The sequence below is a fragment of the Pseudomonas sp. PICF6 genome, assembly GCF_009831705.1.
Lineage (GTDB): Bacteria > Pseudomonadota > Gammaproteobacteria > Pseudomonadales > Pseudomonadaceae > Aquipseudomonas > Aquipseudomonas rhizophila.
The window spans coordinates 456,662-472,017 of sequence record NZ_WUUD01000016.1 but is presented as its reverse complement, the minus strand read 5'-3'; the positions used below and the strand labels follow the sequence as shown (position 1 = coordinate 472,017).

General features: G+C 61.9%; 14 protein-coding genes. 4 read left to right on the top strand and 10 right to left on the bottom strand.

The genetic code is table 11. The features are described from left to right. Positions 1–165 precede the first annotated feature (165 nt). Genes GSM73_RS09885 through GSM73_RS09870 form a run of 4 tightly spaced genes read left to right on the top strand, consistent with a single transcriptional unit; the run spans position 166 to position 3,269 of the window. Positions 166–696 carry an iron transporter gene (locus GSM73_RS09885; RefSeq protein ID WP_047229160.1) on the top strand — a complete coding sequence of 177 codons (531 nt, stop codon included), beginning with the start codon at positions 166–168 and terminating at the stop codon, positions 694–696. A 2-nt stretch (positions 697–698) separates the two neighbouring features. Then, entirely contained in the window at positions 699–1,049 is a 351-nt protein-coding gene (locus GSM73_RS09880) for a cupredoxin domain-containing protein (RefSeq protein WP_160892341.1), read from the top strand. Positions 1,050–1,071: 22 nt separating this feature from the next. After that, positions 1,072–1,926, top strand: a complete 855-nt coding sequence (locus tag GSM73_RS09875) for an FTR1 family protein (RefSeq protein ID WP_160892339.1) — start codon at positions 1,072–1,074, stop codon at positions 1,924–1,926. Continuing rightward, the gene (locus GSM73_RS09870) at positions 1,914–3,269 is read left to right on the top strand and encodes a 4Fe-4S binding protein (protein ID WP_160892337.1); all 1,356 of its coding nucleotides are present in this window, start codon (positions 1,914–1,916) and stop codon (positions 3,267–3,269) included. Before GSM73_RS09875 ends, GSM73_RS09870 begins: the two co-directional genes overlap by 13 nt. 201 nt (positions 3,270–3,470) lie before the next feature. On the opposite strand, the gene GSM73_RS09865 is transcribed toward GSM73_RS09870, so the two are convergent. The 10 genes from GSM73_RS09865 to GSM73_RS27155 all read right to left on the bottom strand — a co-directional run. Further along, complete coding sequence (locus GSM73_RS09865) at positions 3,471–5,093, bottom strand: methyl-accepting chemotaxis protein (protein ID WP_076384523.1); 1,623 nt, start codon at positions 5,091–5,093, stop codon at positions 3,471–3,473. Positions 5,094–5,216: 123 nt separating this feature from the next. Further along, positions 5,217–5,912, bottom strand: a complete 696-nt coding sequence (locus GSM73_RS09860; RefSeq protein WP_047229165.1) for an anaerobic ribonucleoside-triphosphate reductase activating protein — start codon at positions 5,910–5,912, stop codon at positions 5,217–5,219. Continuing rightward, entirely contained in the window at positions 5,909–6,070 is a 162-nt protein-coding gene (nrdD, locus tag GSM73_RS09855) for an anaerobic ribonucleoside-triphosphate reductase (RefSeq protein ID WP_003182303.1), read from the bottom strand. The genes GSM73_RS09860 and nrdD overlap by 4 nt, the downstream gene beginning before the upstream one ends. A gap of 31 nt (positions 6,071–6,101) precedes the next feature. Next, positions 6,102–8,117, bottom strand: coding sequence for a ribonucleoside triphosphate reductase (locus GSM73_RS09850; RefSeq protein WP_047229166.1), 2,016 nt, complete (start codon positions 8,115–8,117; stop codon positions 6,102–6,104). A gap of 270 nt (positions 8,118–8,387) precedes the next feature. Further along, positions 8,388–9,380, bottom strand: a complete 993-nt coding sequence (gene moaA, locus GSM73_RS09845; RefSeq protein ID WP_160892335.1) for a GTP 3',8-cyclase MoaA — start codon at positions 9,378–9,380, stop codon at positions 8,388–8,390. Positions 9,381–9,405: 25 nt separating this feature from the next. Continuing rightward, a complete protein-coding gene (locus GSM73_RS09840) occupies positions 9,406–10,377 on the bottom strand; it encodes a peptidylprolyl isomerase (protein ID WP_160892333.1) in 972 nt (323 codons plus the stop codon). A gap of 10 nt (positions 10,378–10,387) precedes the next feature. Next, positions 10,388–11,068 carry a respiratory nitrate reductase subunit gamma gene (narI, locus tag GSM73_RS09835; RefSeq protein ID WP_047229169.1) on the bottom strand — a complete coding sequence of 227 codons (681 nt, stop codon included), beginning with the start codon at positions 11,066–11,068 and terminating at the stop codon, positions 10,388–10,390. Then, positions 11,061–11,816 carry a nitrate reductase molybdenum cofactor assembly chaperone gene (gene narJ / locus GSM73_RS09830; protein WP_047229170.1) on the bottom strand — a complete coding sequence of 252 codons (756 nt, stop codon included), beginning with the start codon at positions 11,814–11,816 and terminating at the stop codon, positions 11,061–11,063. The genes narI and narJ overlap by 8 nt, the downstream gene beginning before the upstream one ends. 2 nt (positions 11,817–11,818) lie before the next feature. Beyond that, a complete protein-coding gene (gene narH / locus GSM73_RS09825) occupies positions 11,819–13,357 on the bottom strand; it encodes a nitrate reductase subunit beta (protein ID WP_047229171.1) in 1,539 nt (512 codons plus the stop codon). A 1-nt stretch (position 13,358) separates the two neighbouring features. Further along, positions 13,359–15,356, bottom strand: a 1,998-nt coding sequence (locus GSM73_RS27155) for a nitrate reductase subunit alpha (RefSeq protein WP_256676804.1), incomplete at its 5' end; no start/stop codon positions are given.

Genomic DNA, 15,356 nt, shown 5'->3' with positions numbered 1-15,356 from the left:
TAGCGTGTCAGGGCCAAAGTGCCCTTGATATCGATCAAGAACCACCGGCATGACGGTATCGGCGTTCCTGGCGGGTTAAATGCCTCGAAAATTGACAAGAATCATTATTATTCGCAGCAAAGCTTCCTAGACTCGGCCATCCCTTAGTCCTCAGGAAGTCTTCCCATGCGTACCCTCGCTCCGCTGTCTCTCGCCCTGCTGTTTCTCGCCCCTCTGTCCCAGGCCAAGGAATACCCCATTGGCGAACCGCAAATGTGCCCGGGCCTGGAGGTCGGCGCGGTGTACCTGCAACCGATCGAAATGGCCCCGGCCGGCATGATGCGCCCAACCGCCGAGTCTGACGTTCACCTGGAGGCCGATATCAGGGCCACGGCCGACAACCAGCAAGGTTTCCAGGAAGGCAGCTTCGTGCCCTACCTCAACGTGTCGTTCCAACTGAAAAAACAAGGCAACGACACCCCGCTCAAGGGCGACTTCCACGCCATGGTGGCCAATGACGGGCCGCACTATGGCGACAACGTCAAGCTGCTGGGCCCCGGCAAATACCAATTGACCTTCACTGTCCTGCCGCCCGGCGGCCATGGCTCCCTCGGCCGTCATACCGACAAGGAAACCGGCGTGGCACCGTGGTTCGAGCGCTGTGAACTGCATTACGAATTCGTCTACGCCGGGATTGGCAAAAAAGGCGGGTATTGAAGATGCGTCGTTCAACGAGCCGAACAGCGCGACAGCTGGCCGGGTGGGTGCTGGCCGGCTTGCTGTTGCCTTCAATCGCCCATGCCCAACTGCTTACTTACGAGTTGAGCATGCGCGACGGCCATTTCACCCCGCCGCAGCTGGAAGTACCGGCCGGGCAGCGCTTCAAGATCGTGCTGAAAAACGTCGGCCAGGGTCCGGCGGAATTCGAGAGCACGCCCCTGCGGGTGGAAAAGGTCCTGTCGCCCGGCGTTACCACGTTTGTCGTCATTCACCCGCTGCGCCCCGGGCACTATCCGTTTTTCGATGAATTCAACCCGCAACTGCCCGAGGGCGGCATCCTCGCCCAGTAGTCGGCGAACAGGAGGTGTTTGCATGACTCAATCCATGTTTATTGTCTGGCGCGAAAGCGTCGAGGCGCTGTTGGTAATCGGCATACTCCAGGCCTGGGTCAGCCGGCAGCAACAGGCCGGTCGCTTGTTGCAGTTCGTGTGGGCTGGCGTGGCGCTGGGTTTGCTGTTGTCGGGCATCTTGGCCGGTCTGATTCTGTTGGCCGGCGAAGCCATGAGCGGCGCGGCCAATGAATGGTTCCAGGCGGCGTTGGCGCTGGTCGCCAGTCTGCTGATCGTGCAAATGGTCGGTTGGATGCACCGAAACGCCGGGACGTTGAAACAGGATCTGACGCGTCACGCCGACCATCGTTTCAGCCGCCAGGGTGGATGGGGGCTGATGGTGTTGGCGCTGCTGGCCGTCAGCCGCGAAGGCAGTGAAACCGTGGTCTTCCTGTATGGCGCCGGGGCGCGTCTGCAAGGGGCGCCACTGGGCTTGTTCGCCGTGGGCGCGGTGGCCGGCCTGCTGCTGGCGCTGCTGACCATCGTCTTGCTGCACGGCAGTCGACGGTTCATCTCATGGCCGCGTTTCTTTGCCATCAGCGAAACCATTCTGTTGTTATTGGGGGCAGCGCTGCTGGTCAACGGCATTGAGCGGATCAGCGGTCAGTTGCTGGCGATGGACTGGCCCGAAGTGGTCTACCAAGGCATCGGCGACGCGCTCTGGGACAGCAGCGCGATATTGGATGACGGCCATGGCCTGGGCGGTTTCCTGGCGGATTTCACCGGCTATCGAGCCAGTCCCAGTGCCATGACCTTGTTGGTGTGGCTCGGCTACTGGCTGGGGGTTGCCGGCTGGCTGCGGCCACGCAAAGCGCAAACGCTGCCATGTCCGACTTGAACCTCTGGCTGCAACGTCTGGGCGACGGCATGCGGCGCCACGGCGCAACCATTCGCGCCGTGCAATGGGCGGTGGTGCTGTTCTATGCGGTGCTGCTGGTGGTGCCGGCGCTGTTGCCATTGCCCAGCAGCCAGGCTCGGCTGTTGGACAACCTCACGCTGCTGGCGCAGTTTATGTTCTGGGGCATCTGGTGGCCTTTCGTGTTGCTGTCGATTGTGCTGTTCGGTCGACTCTGGTGTGGCGTGCTGTGTCCTGAAGGTGCCTTGAGTGAATGGGCCAGCCAGTATGGCAAAGGCCTGGGCGTGCCACGCGGGGTGCGCTGGGCCGGCTGGCCGACCCTGGCGTTCTGCCTGACCACGATCTATGGGCAGTTGATCAGCGTCTATGACTATGCCCAGGCGGCGCTGTTGATCCTGGGGGGCTCGACGGTCGCAGCGGTGATCGTTGGCCTGCTGTTCGCCCGAGGCAAGCGAGTGTGGTGCCGCTACCTGTGTCCAGTCAGTGGCGTCTTCGCCCTGCTTGCTCGCCTGGCACCGGTGCACTTCCAGGTGGACGAGCAACGCTGGCTGGAAAACCCCGCGCCGCGCCGACCGCCTCCCAACTGCGCGCCATTGCTGGACATTCGCCGGATGCGCGGTGCCGCCGATTGCCACGCCTGTGGTCGCTGCAGCGGCCAGCGCGATGCGGTACGCCTGATAGCCCGTTCCAGTAACGAGGAAATCCTTCACTCGAGCGCAACCACCCTTTCGCCTTGGGACGCGCGCTTGTTGTTGTTCGGCGTCATTGGCCTGGCCATGGGGGCTTTTCAGTGGACCGTCAGCCCCTGGTTCATTGCCATGAAGCAGAGCCTGGCCCAATGGCTGGTCGCCCATGAGCTGTTCTGGCCATTGCAAGACAACGCCCCTTGGTGGTTGCTGACCCACTATCCGCAGCTCAATGACAGCTTCAGTTGGCTCGATGGCTTTTGCATCGTCGCTTATCTGGGCATGAGTGCCTTGCTGTTGGGCACGTCGCTGCTGCTGTTGATGCGCCTGGCGGCAAGACTCTCGGGCGATCCTGCACAGTATTGGCCCTTGGCCATCACCCTGACGCCCCTCGGCGGTGCAGGGTTGTTCCTCGGCTTGTCGGCCACCACCGTCAAACTGCTGCGCTATGAAGGGTTGTTGCTCTACTGGGTACAACCGGCTCGGGCCGCGCTGCTGGTCGCGGCAATCGCCTGGAGTCTGTGGCTGGGCTACAAGCGCCTGGAACATGCAACCCGCCGGCCCCTCGCAATGGCCTGCCTGGTATTAGCCAATGGCCTGGTGGGTTATGGCTGGTGGTTGCAGTTCTGGGGATGGTGAACACGCAGTGCAAGCGTTGCTCCCACAGCGGATCGCTAACGTTCACGATACCTTGGAACGACGCAAAACCCTGTGGGAGCAAAGCTTGCTCGCGATCGCGGTGGGTCAGTTTGAGCGGTGTTGGCTGTGCAGACGCCTCGCGAGCAAGCTTTGCTCCCACGGTGGATTTGTGTGGTTGACAACATCTGACGCGGGGCTGGCCTAGACCTTGAACCGCGCCACGGTCTCATGCAGTGAGCCGGCCATCTGCGCCAGGTCCTGACCGGCAGTATCAGTATGCCGGGCCCCGAGCAATACCTGTTCGGACAGGTTGCGAATACCCACCAGGTTACGGTCCACTTCCCGGGCTACCAGCGCCTGTTCTTCGGTGGCGCTGGCGATCATCAGATTGCGCTCGTTGATCTGCGAGATCGAACGGGCGATTTCATCCAGGGCATCGCCGGAGCGGCGGGCCACTTGCAAAGTGGTCTGCACCAGTTCGCTGTTGCTTTGCATGGCGGTCACGGCGTGCTCGCTGTCCTGGCGGATGTTGCCGATCATCTCCTCGATTTCCCGAGTCGAATCCTGGGTGCGATGGGCCAGTGCCCGGACTTCGTCGGCCACCACGGCAAAACCACGCCCGGCATCGCCAGCGCGGGCTGCTTCAATGGCGGCGTTCAAGGCCAGCAGATTGGTTTGATCGGCAATGCCGCGGATCACGTCCAGCACCGAACTGATGTGCTCGACCCTGCCTGCCAACTGCTGGATGCGTCCCGAGGAGTCCGTCACCCCCAGCGCCAATGCGCTGATCGAAGCAACGGTCTCCTGAACCTGCTCACGACCGCGCTGGGCGGTTTGCTCGGATATCCGCGAGGCTTCGCTGGTACTCACCGCATTGCGCGCCACTTCGTCCACCGCCGCCGTCATCTGGTTCACGGCCGCCGCGGCCTGTTCGATTTCCTGGCCTTGCAGTTCCAGGGTGCTGTTGGTCTGACTGCTCACCGCACTCAGCTCTTCGGAGGAACTGGCCACCCGATCCACCGAAGCCGCAATGTGCCGGACCATGCTGTTGAGGCTCTGCTGCATGTCATGCATGTTGCTCATTACGCTGTCGTTTGCACTCCCGGCGTCCAGCGGCACGCGGATCGTCAAGTCGCCTTGGGCAATCTGGCTCAGCACCCGCGCCGCATCATCGGGCTCGCCACCCAGCGGACGGGTCACGCTGCGGGTCACCAGGACCGCAACGGTACTGACCAGGGCCAGGCAGGCCAGCACCAGTGTCAGCATGTTGCGCCGCGCGTCGCTGTAGCGCGCCTGGGCCAGCTGTTCACGCTCGACAAACAACCGGCCCTGCATCGCCATCAGCCCTTCCAGGCTTTTGTAGACCTCAAGCTCGGCCGGCATCACGCCCTGCTTGAGTTGCGTCATCGCGTCGTCCGTGGCTCCCTGGCGAATCAACGCCTGCACCTGAACGAACGCGGCCACGTACGCCTCACGGTGCTTCTTCAGTGCCGCATACGCCGCTTTGCCTTCCGGCTGGTCGAACAGCGGCTCCAGCGTGGTAAAGGCCTGGGTAATACGTTGCCGGGTCATGTCGATCGATTGCTGGACCTGCGCGTTGTTCTTGTCGATCAACAGGTCCCGGGTGTTCCTGGCGTTATCGCGCACACCCGTGGCGATCACCATGATCGGGTCGATCTTCGGCCAATCCTGTCTGACGATTTGCACCGCCTGGTCGCGCAGCGTGGCCAGGTCGTTCAAGGCGTATAACGCCAGGGCGATCAACGCCAGTGGAGCGATGGCAAAACCGATCACGATACGGTGGGCAGTGGTGAGTCTGGTCATATCAAATGCTCCCTGTTCAACTACCTGCCGATTGGCAGCGCATTTGAAAACCATAAAAAAAGCCATAAAAAAGAGCGGCCCGGCGATCCCGAACCGCTGTCGGTCGTTCATCCCCGGGGACGGTCAACTGCGTAAAACGAACGAGGGAAACAACTCGCGCATGGCGGCCCACAACTCCGGCTGCAAGGCCTGTGCCGAAACACTGGAAAGATGGGGGTCGAGCATCCGGGCCGTGCGCACCAGTTGCACAGCGAAACGCGTGACGCCCTGCTCGCTCAGGCGGCGAGCCAGGGTCAACAACCGTTCGGGATCGAACAAATGCCAATGCACGGTGGTCCGGCATTCATAATCCACGCCGCTGGCCAGCAGATAGTCGAGGCTGCGCCAGTTGGCGGCACCGCTGCCATGAACCCGAGTCACGTCCAGGGCGTCTTCGGGCAAGGCCTTGATGTCGAAGCCAACCCAGTCGGCTTGCCCGACCACTTTGGCGAAGGCCGCCGGTTTGATGCCGGCGCTGTGCAGGCCGATGCGAAAACCCATCTGCCGCACTTGCTCCATGGCTGGCGCCAGGCCGTCCTGCAGGGTCGGCTCACCACCGCTGAACACCACGGCGTCAAGCAGATCCTGGCGACGTTGCAAAAATGCCAACACCCGACACCAATCCACCTCTTCGCTGCCGCGCGGCGGGATCAGTTGCGGGTTGTGGCAATAACGACAACGCCAGGCGCAGCCCTGGCAAAACAGTACGCAAGCCAGTTGGCCCGGATAATCGAGGGTGGTCAGGGGCACCATGCCCCCAACCCGTAGCGCTCGACTCATGGACGCCCGGCCGCGCTTTCAGTGAAGTGAACCCGTTCGCGATGCTCGGACTGTTTGCCTGGGTTGAAGGCCGCCACCGGACGGTGATAACCCATCACGCGGGTCCAGACTTCGCAACGTTGACGCTGTGCCTGCGGAAGAGATTGTGATGCGTTCATGGATGAAGCTCCTTGCGGTCGATGGATCGGATCAGTGAACGCTGCCTGCCAACTGCTGTTGCAACAGCAAGGCCTCGTCGCATTTGGGGCAAAACTCATGTTCGCCGGCCAGGTAGCCGTGGACCGGGCAGATGGAAAACGTCGGCGTGATGGTCAGGTACGGCAGCCGGAAGCGTCCCAGGGCCTTGCGCACCAGCTGCTTGCAGGCCTGTGTGGAGGAAATCTGCTCGGCCATGTACAGGTGCAGCACGGTGCCGCCGGTGTATTTGCATTGCAGTTCGTCTTGCAGCTCCAAGGCTTCGAACGGATCGTCGGTGAAGCCCACCGGCAACTGCGACGAGTTGGTGTAATACGGGGCGATCGGGCTGCCGGCCTGCAAGATATCGGGGTAACGCTTGAGGTCTTCCTTGGCGAAACGGTAGGTGGTGCCCTCGGCAGGGGTGGCTTCCAGGTTGTAGAGGTGGCCGGTTTCTTCCTGAAAGCGCAGCAGCGTGGCGCGCACGTGATCCAGCAGTTTCAGGGCGAATGCCCGGCCTTGCTCGGTATGCAGGCCTTGCTGGTCATCGGTGAAATTGCGCAGCATTTCGTGCAGGCCGTTCACGCCGATGGTGGAGAAGTGATTACGCAGGGTGCCCAGGTAGCGCTTGGTGTACGGGTACAGCCCGGCGTCCATGTGGTGCTGGATGACCTTGCGCTTGACCTCCAGGCTCTCCTTCGCCAGTTCCATCAGCGTATCGATGCGTTGCAGCAATGCGCTGGTATCGCCTTTGTACAGGTAGCCCAGGCGTGCGCAGTTGATCGTCACCACACCTAGTGAGCCGGTCTGTTCCGCCGAGCCGAACAGGCCTCCTCCGCGCTTGAGCAACTCGCGCACATCCAGTTGCAGGCGGCAGCACATCGAGCGCACCTGGTTGGGTTGCATGTCCGAGTTGAGGAAGTTCTGGAAATACGGCAGACCGTAGCGGGCGGTCATCTCGAACAAGCGGTCGGCGTTCTCGCTGTCCCACGGGAAGTCATGGGTGATGTTGTAGGTCGGGATCGGGAAAGTGAACACCCGGCCCTTTGCATCACCGGCCTGCATCACCTCGATGTAGGCGCGATTGATCAATTCCATTTCCACTTGCAGATCACCGTAGGCGAACGGCATCTCCTCGCCACCGATCACCGGAATCTGTTCGCGCAGATCCTCCGGGCAGACCCAGTCGAACGTAAGGTTGGTAAAAGGTGTTTGCGTACCCCAGCGTGACGGGACGTTGAGGTTGTAGATGAACTCCTGCAACGACTGGCGGACCTCGTCATAGCTGAGTCTGTCCTTGCGCACATACGGCGCCAGGTAGGTGTCGAACGAGCTGAACGCCTGGGCACCGGCCCATTCGTTTTGCAGCGTGCCGAGGAAATTCACCATCTGCCCCAAGGCGCTGCTCAAATGTTTGGGCGGCCCGGCCTCAACCCGTCCCGGCACCCCATTGAGGCCTTCGTGCAGCAGCGTGCGCAGCGACCAGCCGGCGCAGTAACCGGCGAGCATGTCCAGGTCGTGGATATGCAGGTCGGCCTCGCGGTGCGCTTGGCCGATGGCCTGGCTGTAGACCTCGTCGAGCCAATAGTTGGCGGTGACCTTGCCCGATACGTTGAGGATCAGCCCACCGAGGGAGTAACCCTGGTTGGCATTGGCCTGCACGCGCCAGTCTTCGCGGTCCAGGTATTCGTTCATCGAGGTGGCGACTTCCACCAGGGTGCGACGATCCCGGCGCAGGCGTCCATGTTGCTCGCGGTAGACGATATAGGCACGCATGGCCAGAAAGAAACCGGCGTCCATCAGTACTCGCTCGACACGGTCCTGGATCTGCTCGACGCTCAAGCGCGTCTGTCCTTCCAATCGCGTCAGCACCGCTTCCAGCAACCCTTCAGCCTCCCCCTCAGCGTATTCGCCGGTGGCCTTGCCGGCGGCGATCAGCGCCTGGCGGATCTTGTCCGCGTCGAAGGCAACCACACTGCCATCGCGCTTGTGCAAGCGGTTACAGCCTACTGAGATCAACGTGCTCTGCATTTTGGCTCCAGACACTACATATAGATAATTAACAATCTTCAAACACAATATGCAGTGGAGAGTACGACCAAAAGTGAGGGTTGCAATTGATCGATATCAAGAATCGAGGGTGGATCAGCCGCTTGAGATGTCGACCGGTATAACCCATCGCGAGCAGGCTCGCTCCCACATGGGTTTTCAGGTGTCTGCTCTTTCTGCGTACACCACAAATCCCTGTGGGAGCGAGCCTGCTCGCGATAACGGCGGTCCATTCAACATCTGCGCTGAGGCTCACCCACCACTCATGTTCATGAACCGCACAATCTGCACTTCCCCGCCAGGGTTGAAGTCGTGACGCAGGGGTTTGCCGCGCAGCGCCTGTTGTACCGCCTGGATCAGCGGTTGATCGTCCAGCGGATAGCGCCGCAACAAACTGCGCAGGTCCAGAGAATCTTCCTGTCCCAGGCACAGCAGCAACCGCCCTTCAACGGTCATGCGCACCCGGTTGCAACTGGCGCAAAAGTTGTGGGTATTGGGGGAAATGAAACCGATCCGGGTCTGCGCGTGCTGCTCCAGGCGCACATAACGCGCCGGGCCGCCGCTGTTTTCGGTGCTGTCGAGCAACCGGTGATGATTGGCAATGACCGCCCGGACCTCATCGCTGGAGCAGAACGACTCGCCCCGGGAACGCCCGACCTCACCCAAGGGCATTTCCTCGATGAAGCTGATGTCGATGCGTTGCTCGATGGCGTACTGCACCAGCGCCGGGACTTCATCGAAGTTGCGCCCTTTCATTACCACGCAGTTGAGCTTGATCCGCTCAAACCCTGCGCCCTTCGCCGCTTCAATGCCCGCCAGCACCTGATCCAGATCGCCGTTACGGGTGATCGCCCGAAAGCGCTCGCCATCCAGGCTGTCCAGGCTGATGTTCATGCGCTTGACCCCGGCATCGACCAGCGGCCGGGCCAGTCGCCCCAGCTGCGAACCGTTGCTGGTCATCACCAGTTCCCGCAGGCCGGGCAATGCCGCGATGTCGCGACACAACCCGACGATGCCCGGACGGATCAGCGGTTCGCCACCGGTCAGGCGGATTTTCTTGACCCCCAGCCCCACGAACAACCGCGCCAATCGGTGCAGTTCCTCCAGGGTCAACACCTGCTGGCGCGGCAGGAAGGTCATGTTTTTCGCCATGCAATACACGCAGCGAAAATCACAACGATCGGTCACCGACATCCGCAGATAGTCGATCTGGCGCCCAAATCCGTCCTGCAACACGGCGTTCATGTCTGTCCCCTGATTGAGCCGGTGCTCACTGCACCAGCGGCGAGTCGGCGCCCTGAAGATGAATGCCGCGAATGTCCGCCGCACCGATCAGGGTTTGCAGGTACTGCACCAGCGCCTTCTGCCACACGCCTTGTTGCAGCTGGGTGCGAATCGCCGTCGCCACCGCCTCATAAGGCAACGGTTGGCCTTCGACACGCTGATCGATGCTGATCACATGCCAGCCGTAGCGGCTTTCCAGCGGTTTGCCCACCAGGCCCGCCGGCAAGGCAAACAACTGGCGCTCCAGTTCGGGCACGGTCTGGCCCTTACTGATCTGCCCCAGCGAGCCGCCCTGAGCCTTGGACGGGCAGGCTGAGTGGTTCAACGCCAGTTCGGCAAAGCTACCGGGGAACTCGTCCAGGCGTTGCAGCAGGGTTTCGGCCTGGCCGTGAGCCTGGTCGCGCGCTTCGGCGTCGTCCGGTGCGCATTCGAGCAGAATGTGCCGCACCGCCAGCAAGGGGGCGCTGTGAAAGCGCGCCCGATTGCTTTCGTAGTAGCGCAGGCAGGTCGCCTCATCACATTGCGGCACCTGCACCTCACGCTCGAGCAACAACCGCGTGGCCGCCTCCTCTTCGTTTTCACCGGCGCCCACCTGCAACGCCAGCCCCAGCTCGGCGATGCGTTGCTGAAGCAACTCCCGGATCACCAACGCCCGGGCCGCCTGGTAGACCGCATCCTCGCGGCTCTCAGCCGGGTGATACTGCAGCTCCTGGGCCATCGCCTGGGGGGTGATCGACACCCCGTTGACGCTGATGATCGGCCACTCCTGCTCACTGCTGGCAATCAATTGTGCCGGGGCTTCATCACCTGGCACCGGCCCGGCCTGGGCCGGTTCGAACTGCACCGCGCCCGCCGGCTCGATATCGCTGAGCGGCGGGGTCACTGGCGCTGCTTTCGCTGAAGAACCGCAGCCGCCGCTGCCCCCGTTACCGCCGCCACATCCGCATCCACTAGCCATGATCGTCTCCTTAGAACTTCTGCCGCACGATTTGATAACGACGCCCCAGGTACCAGACCGGCGCACTGACGATATGGACGAGACGGGTGAACGGGAACAGCACGAACAGGGTCAGGCCCAGTACCACATGAAGCTTGTAGACCAAGCCCACCGGCGCAATGGCCGCGGCCGCCTCCACCGGACGCAACAGCACAGTGTTCTGTGCCCAGTCGGCCAGCATCACCATCACCGAACCGTCCATATGGGCGGTGGACGCCACAATGGTCATCAAGCCCAGCACCAGTTGCACCAGCAGCACCACCAACACCAGGATGTCCGACGTGCTGGACGTGGCGCGCACTCGCGGGTCGCTCAGCCGCCGGTTGAGCAGCATCACCAGACCGATCAGACCCAGCACCCCAAAGAACCCGCCGGACACCATCGCCAGCAACTGTTTGTTCTCAGTGCTCAACACATGGTGATAGATCGCCGCCGGCGTCAGCAGGCCGACAAAGTGGCCGGCCAGGACGAACAACACACCGACATGGAACAGATTGCTCGCCACGCGCATGCCACGGTTGCTCAGCATCTGGCTGGAGCCGGCCTTCCAGGTGTACTGGGACAGGTCAAACCGCGCCCAACTGCCGATCAGGCAAATCGCCAAGGCGACATAGGGGTAGACCCCGAACATCAACAGATCCCATTTAGACATTGCCCACCTCCCCGGCGGGCGCAGCGGCCCGTCCTTCATGCTGAAAATCCACCCAATGCAACGGCACCGCGCTTTCGTCCCGGGCCTTGCCCGGCGCACTCGGCAGCGAACTGCAACGGTCCTGCTGCTCGGCCTTCATGAAATCCACCGCTTCCTCTTCCCAGATCCTGTCCAGGGCTTCGAGGGAGTCGTCGCGTGGCTCGGCCTTGACCTGCTCACGCAACTCGGCCACCGCCACCTGGGGCTCGGCCCCGGCGATTTGCAGCAAGGCCCGGAAACAACTGGCGTAGGCGCTCTCGCGCTCTTCCAGGCGCGCCGCCAGCAAGGCCAGCAGATGCGCCACATCGGCCAGTCCTTCGCGGGCCTCGATGTCTTCGCGGGTGGAGAGAAACTCCAGGTACAGCGGGATGTAATCGGGCAGTTCCTTCACGCCGATGGCAAAACCGGCCTCTTCGTACTGGGCCATCATGTCCACCATGGCCTGGCCCCGGTCGCGGGACTCGCCATGGACGTGTTCGAACAGCAGCAGCGACAGCGAGCGCCCACGGCCGAACAGCGCGCCGTAGTGCTCCTGGCCGTCCATCAGGTCCTGGCCACAGATCAGTTCCAGCAACTCGAACAGCGCAGCGCGCTGCTTCGGGCTGATTTCCCGTGCCTGCACAATCGCCTGCTCCAGCTCGTCGCGACCGGCCACCAGGGTTTCGGTCGGATAATCGAGCAGCAACGAAATCACCTTGAGAATGCGCATGTTCATTCCTCCCACAACTGCACGGTTTTGATGACGTCGCGGCGGTTGGCCTTCTTGGCGCCGAACATGTTGGTGTCGGTACTGCCGCTGCAACCGCTGCCGAAACTGAAACCACAACCGGAGCGTTCGGCGAACGCATCGCTCATGGCGTCTTCGCGGTGGGCGCTTGGTACGACAAAACGGTCTTCGTAGTTGGCGATGGCCAGATAGCGGTACATCTCTTCCACCTGGTTCACGCTCAGGCCGACATCGGCCAGCACTTGCAGGTCCTGCACGCCGTCCACCTGTTCGGAACGCTTGTAGGCACGCATCGCCAGCAGGCGCTTGAGGGCGCGCTTGACCGGTTTTTCATCGCCAGCGGTGAGCATGTTGGCCAGGTAGCGCAGCGGAATGCGCAGGCTGTCGACGTCCGGGATCACCCCGTTCATGCCCACGGTGCCGGCCGCCGCAGCGTTCTGGATCGGCGACAGTGGCGGCACGTACCAGACCATTGGCAAGGTGCGGTATTCCGGGTGCAACGGCAGCGCGAGTTTCCAGTCCACGGCCATTTTGTAGACCGGCGAGCGTTGCGCCGAGTCGATCACCGACTGCGGCACGCCGTCGGCCAGGGCCTGGCGAATCACCGCCGGGTCGTTCGGGTCGAGGAAGATCTCCAGTTGCTTCTCATACAGATCGTGCTCGTTGGCGGTGCTCGCCACTTCGCTGATGCGGTCGGCGTCGTACAGCAACACCCCGAGGTAGCGGATGCGGCCGACGCAGGTTTCAGCGCAAACCGTCGGCATCCCGGCTTCGATGCGCGGGTAGCAGAAAATGCATTTCTCCGATTTGCCGCTCTTCCAGTTGAAATAGATTTTCTTGTACGGGCAGCCGCTGATGCACATGCGCCAGCCGCGGCATTTCTCCTGGTCAATCAGGACGATGCCGTCCTCCTCGCGCTTGTAGATCGCCCCGCTCGGGCAGGACGCCGCGCACGCCGGGTTCAGGCAGTGCTCGCACAGGCGCGGCAGGTACATCATGAAGGTGTTTTCGTACTCGCCGTAAATGTCCGCCTGGATCTGGTCGAAGTTCTTGTCCTTGCGCCGCTTGGCAAACTCGGTGCCAAGGATCTCCTCCCAGTTAGGGCCCCACTCGATTTTCTCCATGCGCTTGCCGGACACCAGAGAGCGCGGCCGTGCGGTGGGCTGATGCTCGCCCAAAGGCGCGGTGTGCAGGTGCTGGTAGTCGAAGTCGAACGGTTCGTAGTAATCGTCCAGGCTCGGCAAGTCCGGGTTGGCGAAGATGTTCGCCAGCACGCGGAACTTGCCGCCGATGCGTGGGTTGATCGAACCGTCGGCGTTACGGATCCAGCCGCCCTTCCACTTGTCCTGGTTTTCCCACTCTTTGGGGTAACCGATGCCAGGCTTGGATTCGACGTTGTTGAACCAGGCGTATTCCATGCCTTCGCGGCTGGTCCAGACGTTCTTGCAGGTAATCGAGCAGGTGTGACAGCCGATGCATTTGTCCAGGTTCAGGACCATGCCGATTTGTGAGCGAATTTTCATCTCAGTTCTCCTCGATATCGGTTGGCAGTGGACGCGGCAGATCATCGCCACTGGAACCGTCGAGCCAATCGACCTTGGACATCTTGCGCACCACGACGAACTCGTCGCGGTTGCAACCGACCGTGCCGTAATAGTTGAAACCGTAGGCCTGTTGCGCGTAGCCACCGATCATATGAGTGGGCTTGAGCACCACGCGGGTCACCGAGTTGTGGTGGCCGCCACGGGTCTTGGTGGTTTCCGAGCCGGGCACGTTCACGATCCGTTCCTGGGCGTGGTACATCATCACCATGCCTTCCTTGACCCGCTGGCTGACCACCGCACGGGCGGTCAGCGCACCGTTGACGTTGAAGCATTCAATCCAGTCGTTGTCCTCGATACCGGCGCGCTTGGCGTCGATTTCCGAGAGCCAGACGATCGGCCCGCCGCGGCTCAAGGTGAGCATCAGCAAGTTGTCGCTGTAGGTGCTGTGGATGCCCCACTTCTGGTGCGGGGTGATCCAGTTCAGGACGATTTCGGTCTCGCCATTGCTGCGCTTGCCCTTCACGCCTTCGATGGTGCGGGTGTTGACCGGCGGCCGATAACTCATCAGTTGCTCGCCGAACGCCTGCATCCACGGGTGATCCTGGTAAAACTGCTGGCGGCCGGTGATGGTGCGCCATGGAATCGCTTCGTGAACGTTGGTGTAGCCGGCGTTGTAGCTGACGTGATCGTCTTCCAGGCCGGACCAGGTCGGGCTGGAAATGATCTTGCGCGGCTGCGCCTGGATGTCGCGGAAGCGAATCGCCTCGTGGGCCTTGGACAGCGCCAGGTGGCTGTGATCGATGCCGGTGAATTTCGACAGGGCCGCCCAGGCCTTGACGGCCACCTGGCCGTTGGTTTCCGGGGCCAGGGACAGAATCACTTCGGCCGCATCAATGGCGCTGTCGATCTTCGGCCGACCCTGGCTGATACCGGCGTCGACCTCATGGTGATTGAGCTCACCGAGGAATTTCACTTCATCGTCGGTGTTCCAGTTGATGCCCTTGCCGCCATTGCCGAGTTTCTCCAGCATCGGGCCCAGGGAGGTGAACTGCTTGTAGATGTTGGGGTAATCGCGCTCCACCACTTGCAGGTTCGGTGCGTTCTTGCCCGGTTGCGGCGCCACGCCGGCGCTTTTCCAGTCAGTGCCGCCAAACGGCTGGGCCAGTTCACCGATGCTGTCATGCATCAACGGCACGGTGACCAGGTCTTTCTCGACACCCAGGTGCCCGACCGACATGGCGGAGAACGCCTTGGCGATGCCCTTGTAGATTTCCCAGTCCGAACGCGACTCCCAGGCCGGGTCGATAGCCGCTGACAGCGGGTGAATGAACGGGTGCATGTCCGAGGTGTTCATGTCGTCTTTTTCGTACCAGGTCGCGGTCGGCAAGACGATGTCGGAATACACGCAGGTCGAGGACATGCGGAAGTCCAGGGTGGTCACCAGGTCCAGTTTGCCGATGGCACCGTTGTCGACCCATTCAGCCTCGGTCGGCTTGGATTCGCCACCAAAGCCGATGTCTTCGTTCATCACGCCGTTCTTGGTGCCCAGCAGGTACTTGAGCATGTACTCGTGGCCTTTGCCCGAGGAGCCCAGCAGGTTGGAGCGCCAGATGAACATGTTGCGCGGGAAGTTTTCCGGGCTGTCGGGTTGTTCGCAGGCAAACCGCAGGCTGCCGTCCTGCCAGGACTTGACCACGTAGTCTTTCGGGTCCATGCCGGCGGCGGCAGCATCGCGGCAAATGTTCAGCGGGTTGGTGTTCAATTGTGGCGCGCTGGGCAACCAGCCGGCGCGTTCGGCGCGGATGTTGTAGTCCAGGGCATGCTCAGGGAACTGCGACTTATCCGCCAGAGGCGACAGCACGTCGTGCATGCTCATCTTCTCGTGGCGCCATTGCGAGCTGTGGCCGTAAAAGAAGCTGGTGCCGTTCATCTGCCGTGGCGGACGGTTCCAGTCCAGGCCGAAGGCCAGAGGCAACCA

Coding starts and splice junctions, on each gene's coding strand:
- nrdD (WP_003182303.1), bottom strand. CDS start 6,070: ATGAACGCATCACAATCTCTTCCGCAGGCACAGCGTCAACGTTGCGAA.
- GSM73_RS09880 (WP_160892341.1), top strand. CDS start 699: ATGCGTCGTTCAACGAGCCGAACAGCGCGACAGCTGGCCGGGTGGGTG.
- GSM73_RS09870 (WP_160892337.1), top strand. CDS start 1,914: ATGTCCGACTTGAACCTCTGGCTGCAACGTCTGGGCGACGGCATGCGG.
- GSM73_RS09875 (WP_160892339.1), top strand. CDS start 1,072: ATGACTCAATCCATGTTTATTGTCTGGCGCGAAAGCGTCGAGGCGCTG.
- GSM73_RS09840 (WP_160892333.1), bottom strand. CDS start 10,377: ATGGCTAGTGGATGCGGATGTGGCGGCGGTAACGGGGGCAGCGGCGGC.
- narH (WP_047229171.1), bottom strand. CDS start 13,357: ATGAAAATTCGCTCACAAATCGGCATGGTCCTGAACCTGGACAAATGC.
- GSM73_RS09860 (WP_047229165.1), bottom strand. CDS start 5,912: ATGAGTCGAGCGCTACGGGTTGGGGGCATGGTGCCCCTGACCACCCTC.
- moaA (WP_160892335.1), bottom strand. CDS start 9,380: ATGAACGCCGTGTTGCAGGACGGATTTGGGCGCCAGATCGACTATCTG.
- GSM73_RS09885 (WP_047229160.1), top strand. CDS start 166: ATGCGTACCCTCGCTCCGCTGTCTCTCGCCCTGCTGTTTCTCGCCCCT.
- narJ (WP_047229170.1), bottom strand. CDS start 11,816: ATGCGCATTCTCAAGGTGATTTCGTTGCTGCTCGATTATCCGACCGAA.
- GSM73_RS09850 (WP_047229166.1), bottom strand. CDS start 8,117: ATGCAGAGCACGTTGATCTCAGTAGGCTGTAACCGCTTGCACAAGCGC.
- narI (WP_047229169.1), bottom strand. CDS start 11,068: ATGTCTAAATGGGATCTGTTGATGTTCGGGGTCTACCCCTATGTCGCC.
- GSM73_RS09865 (WP_076384523.1), bottom strand. CDS start 5,093: ATGACCAGACTCACCACTGCCCACCGTATCGTGATCGGTTTTGCCATC.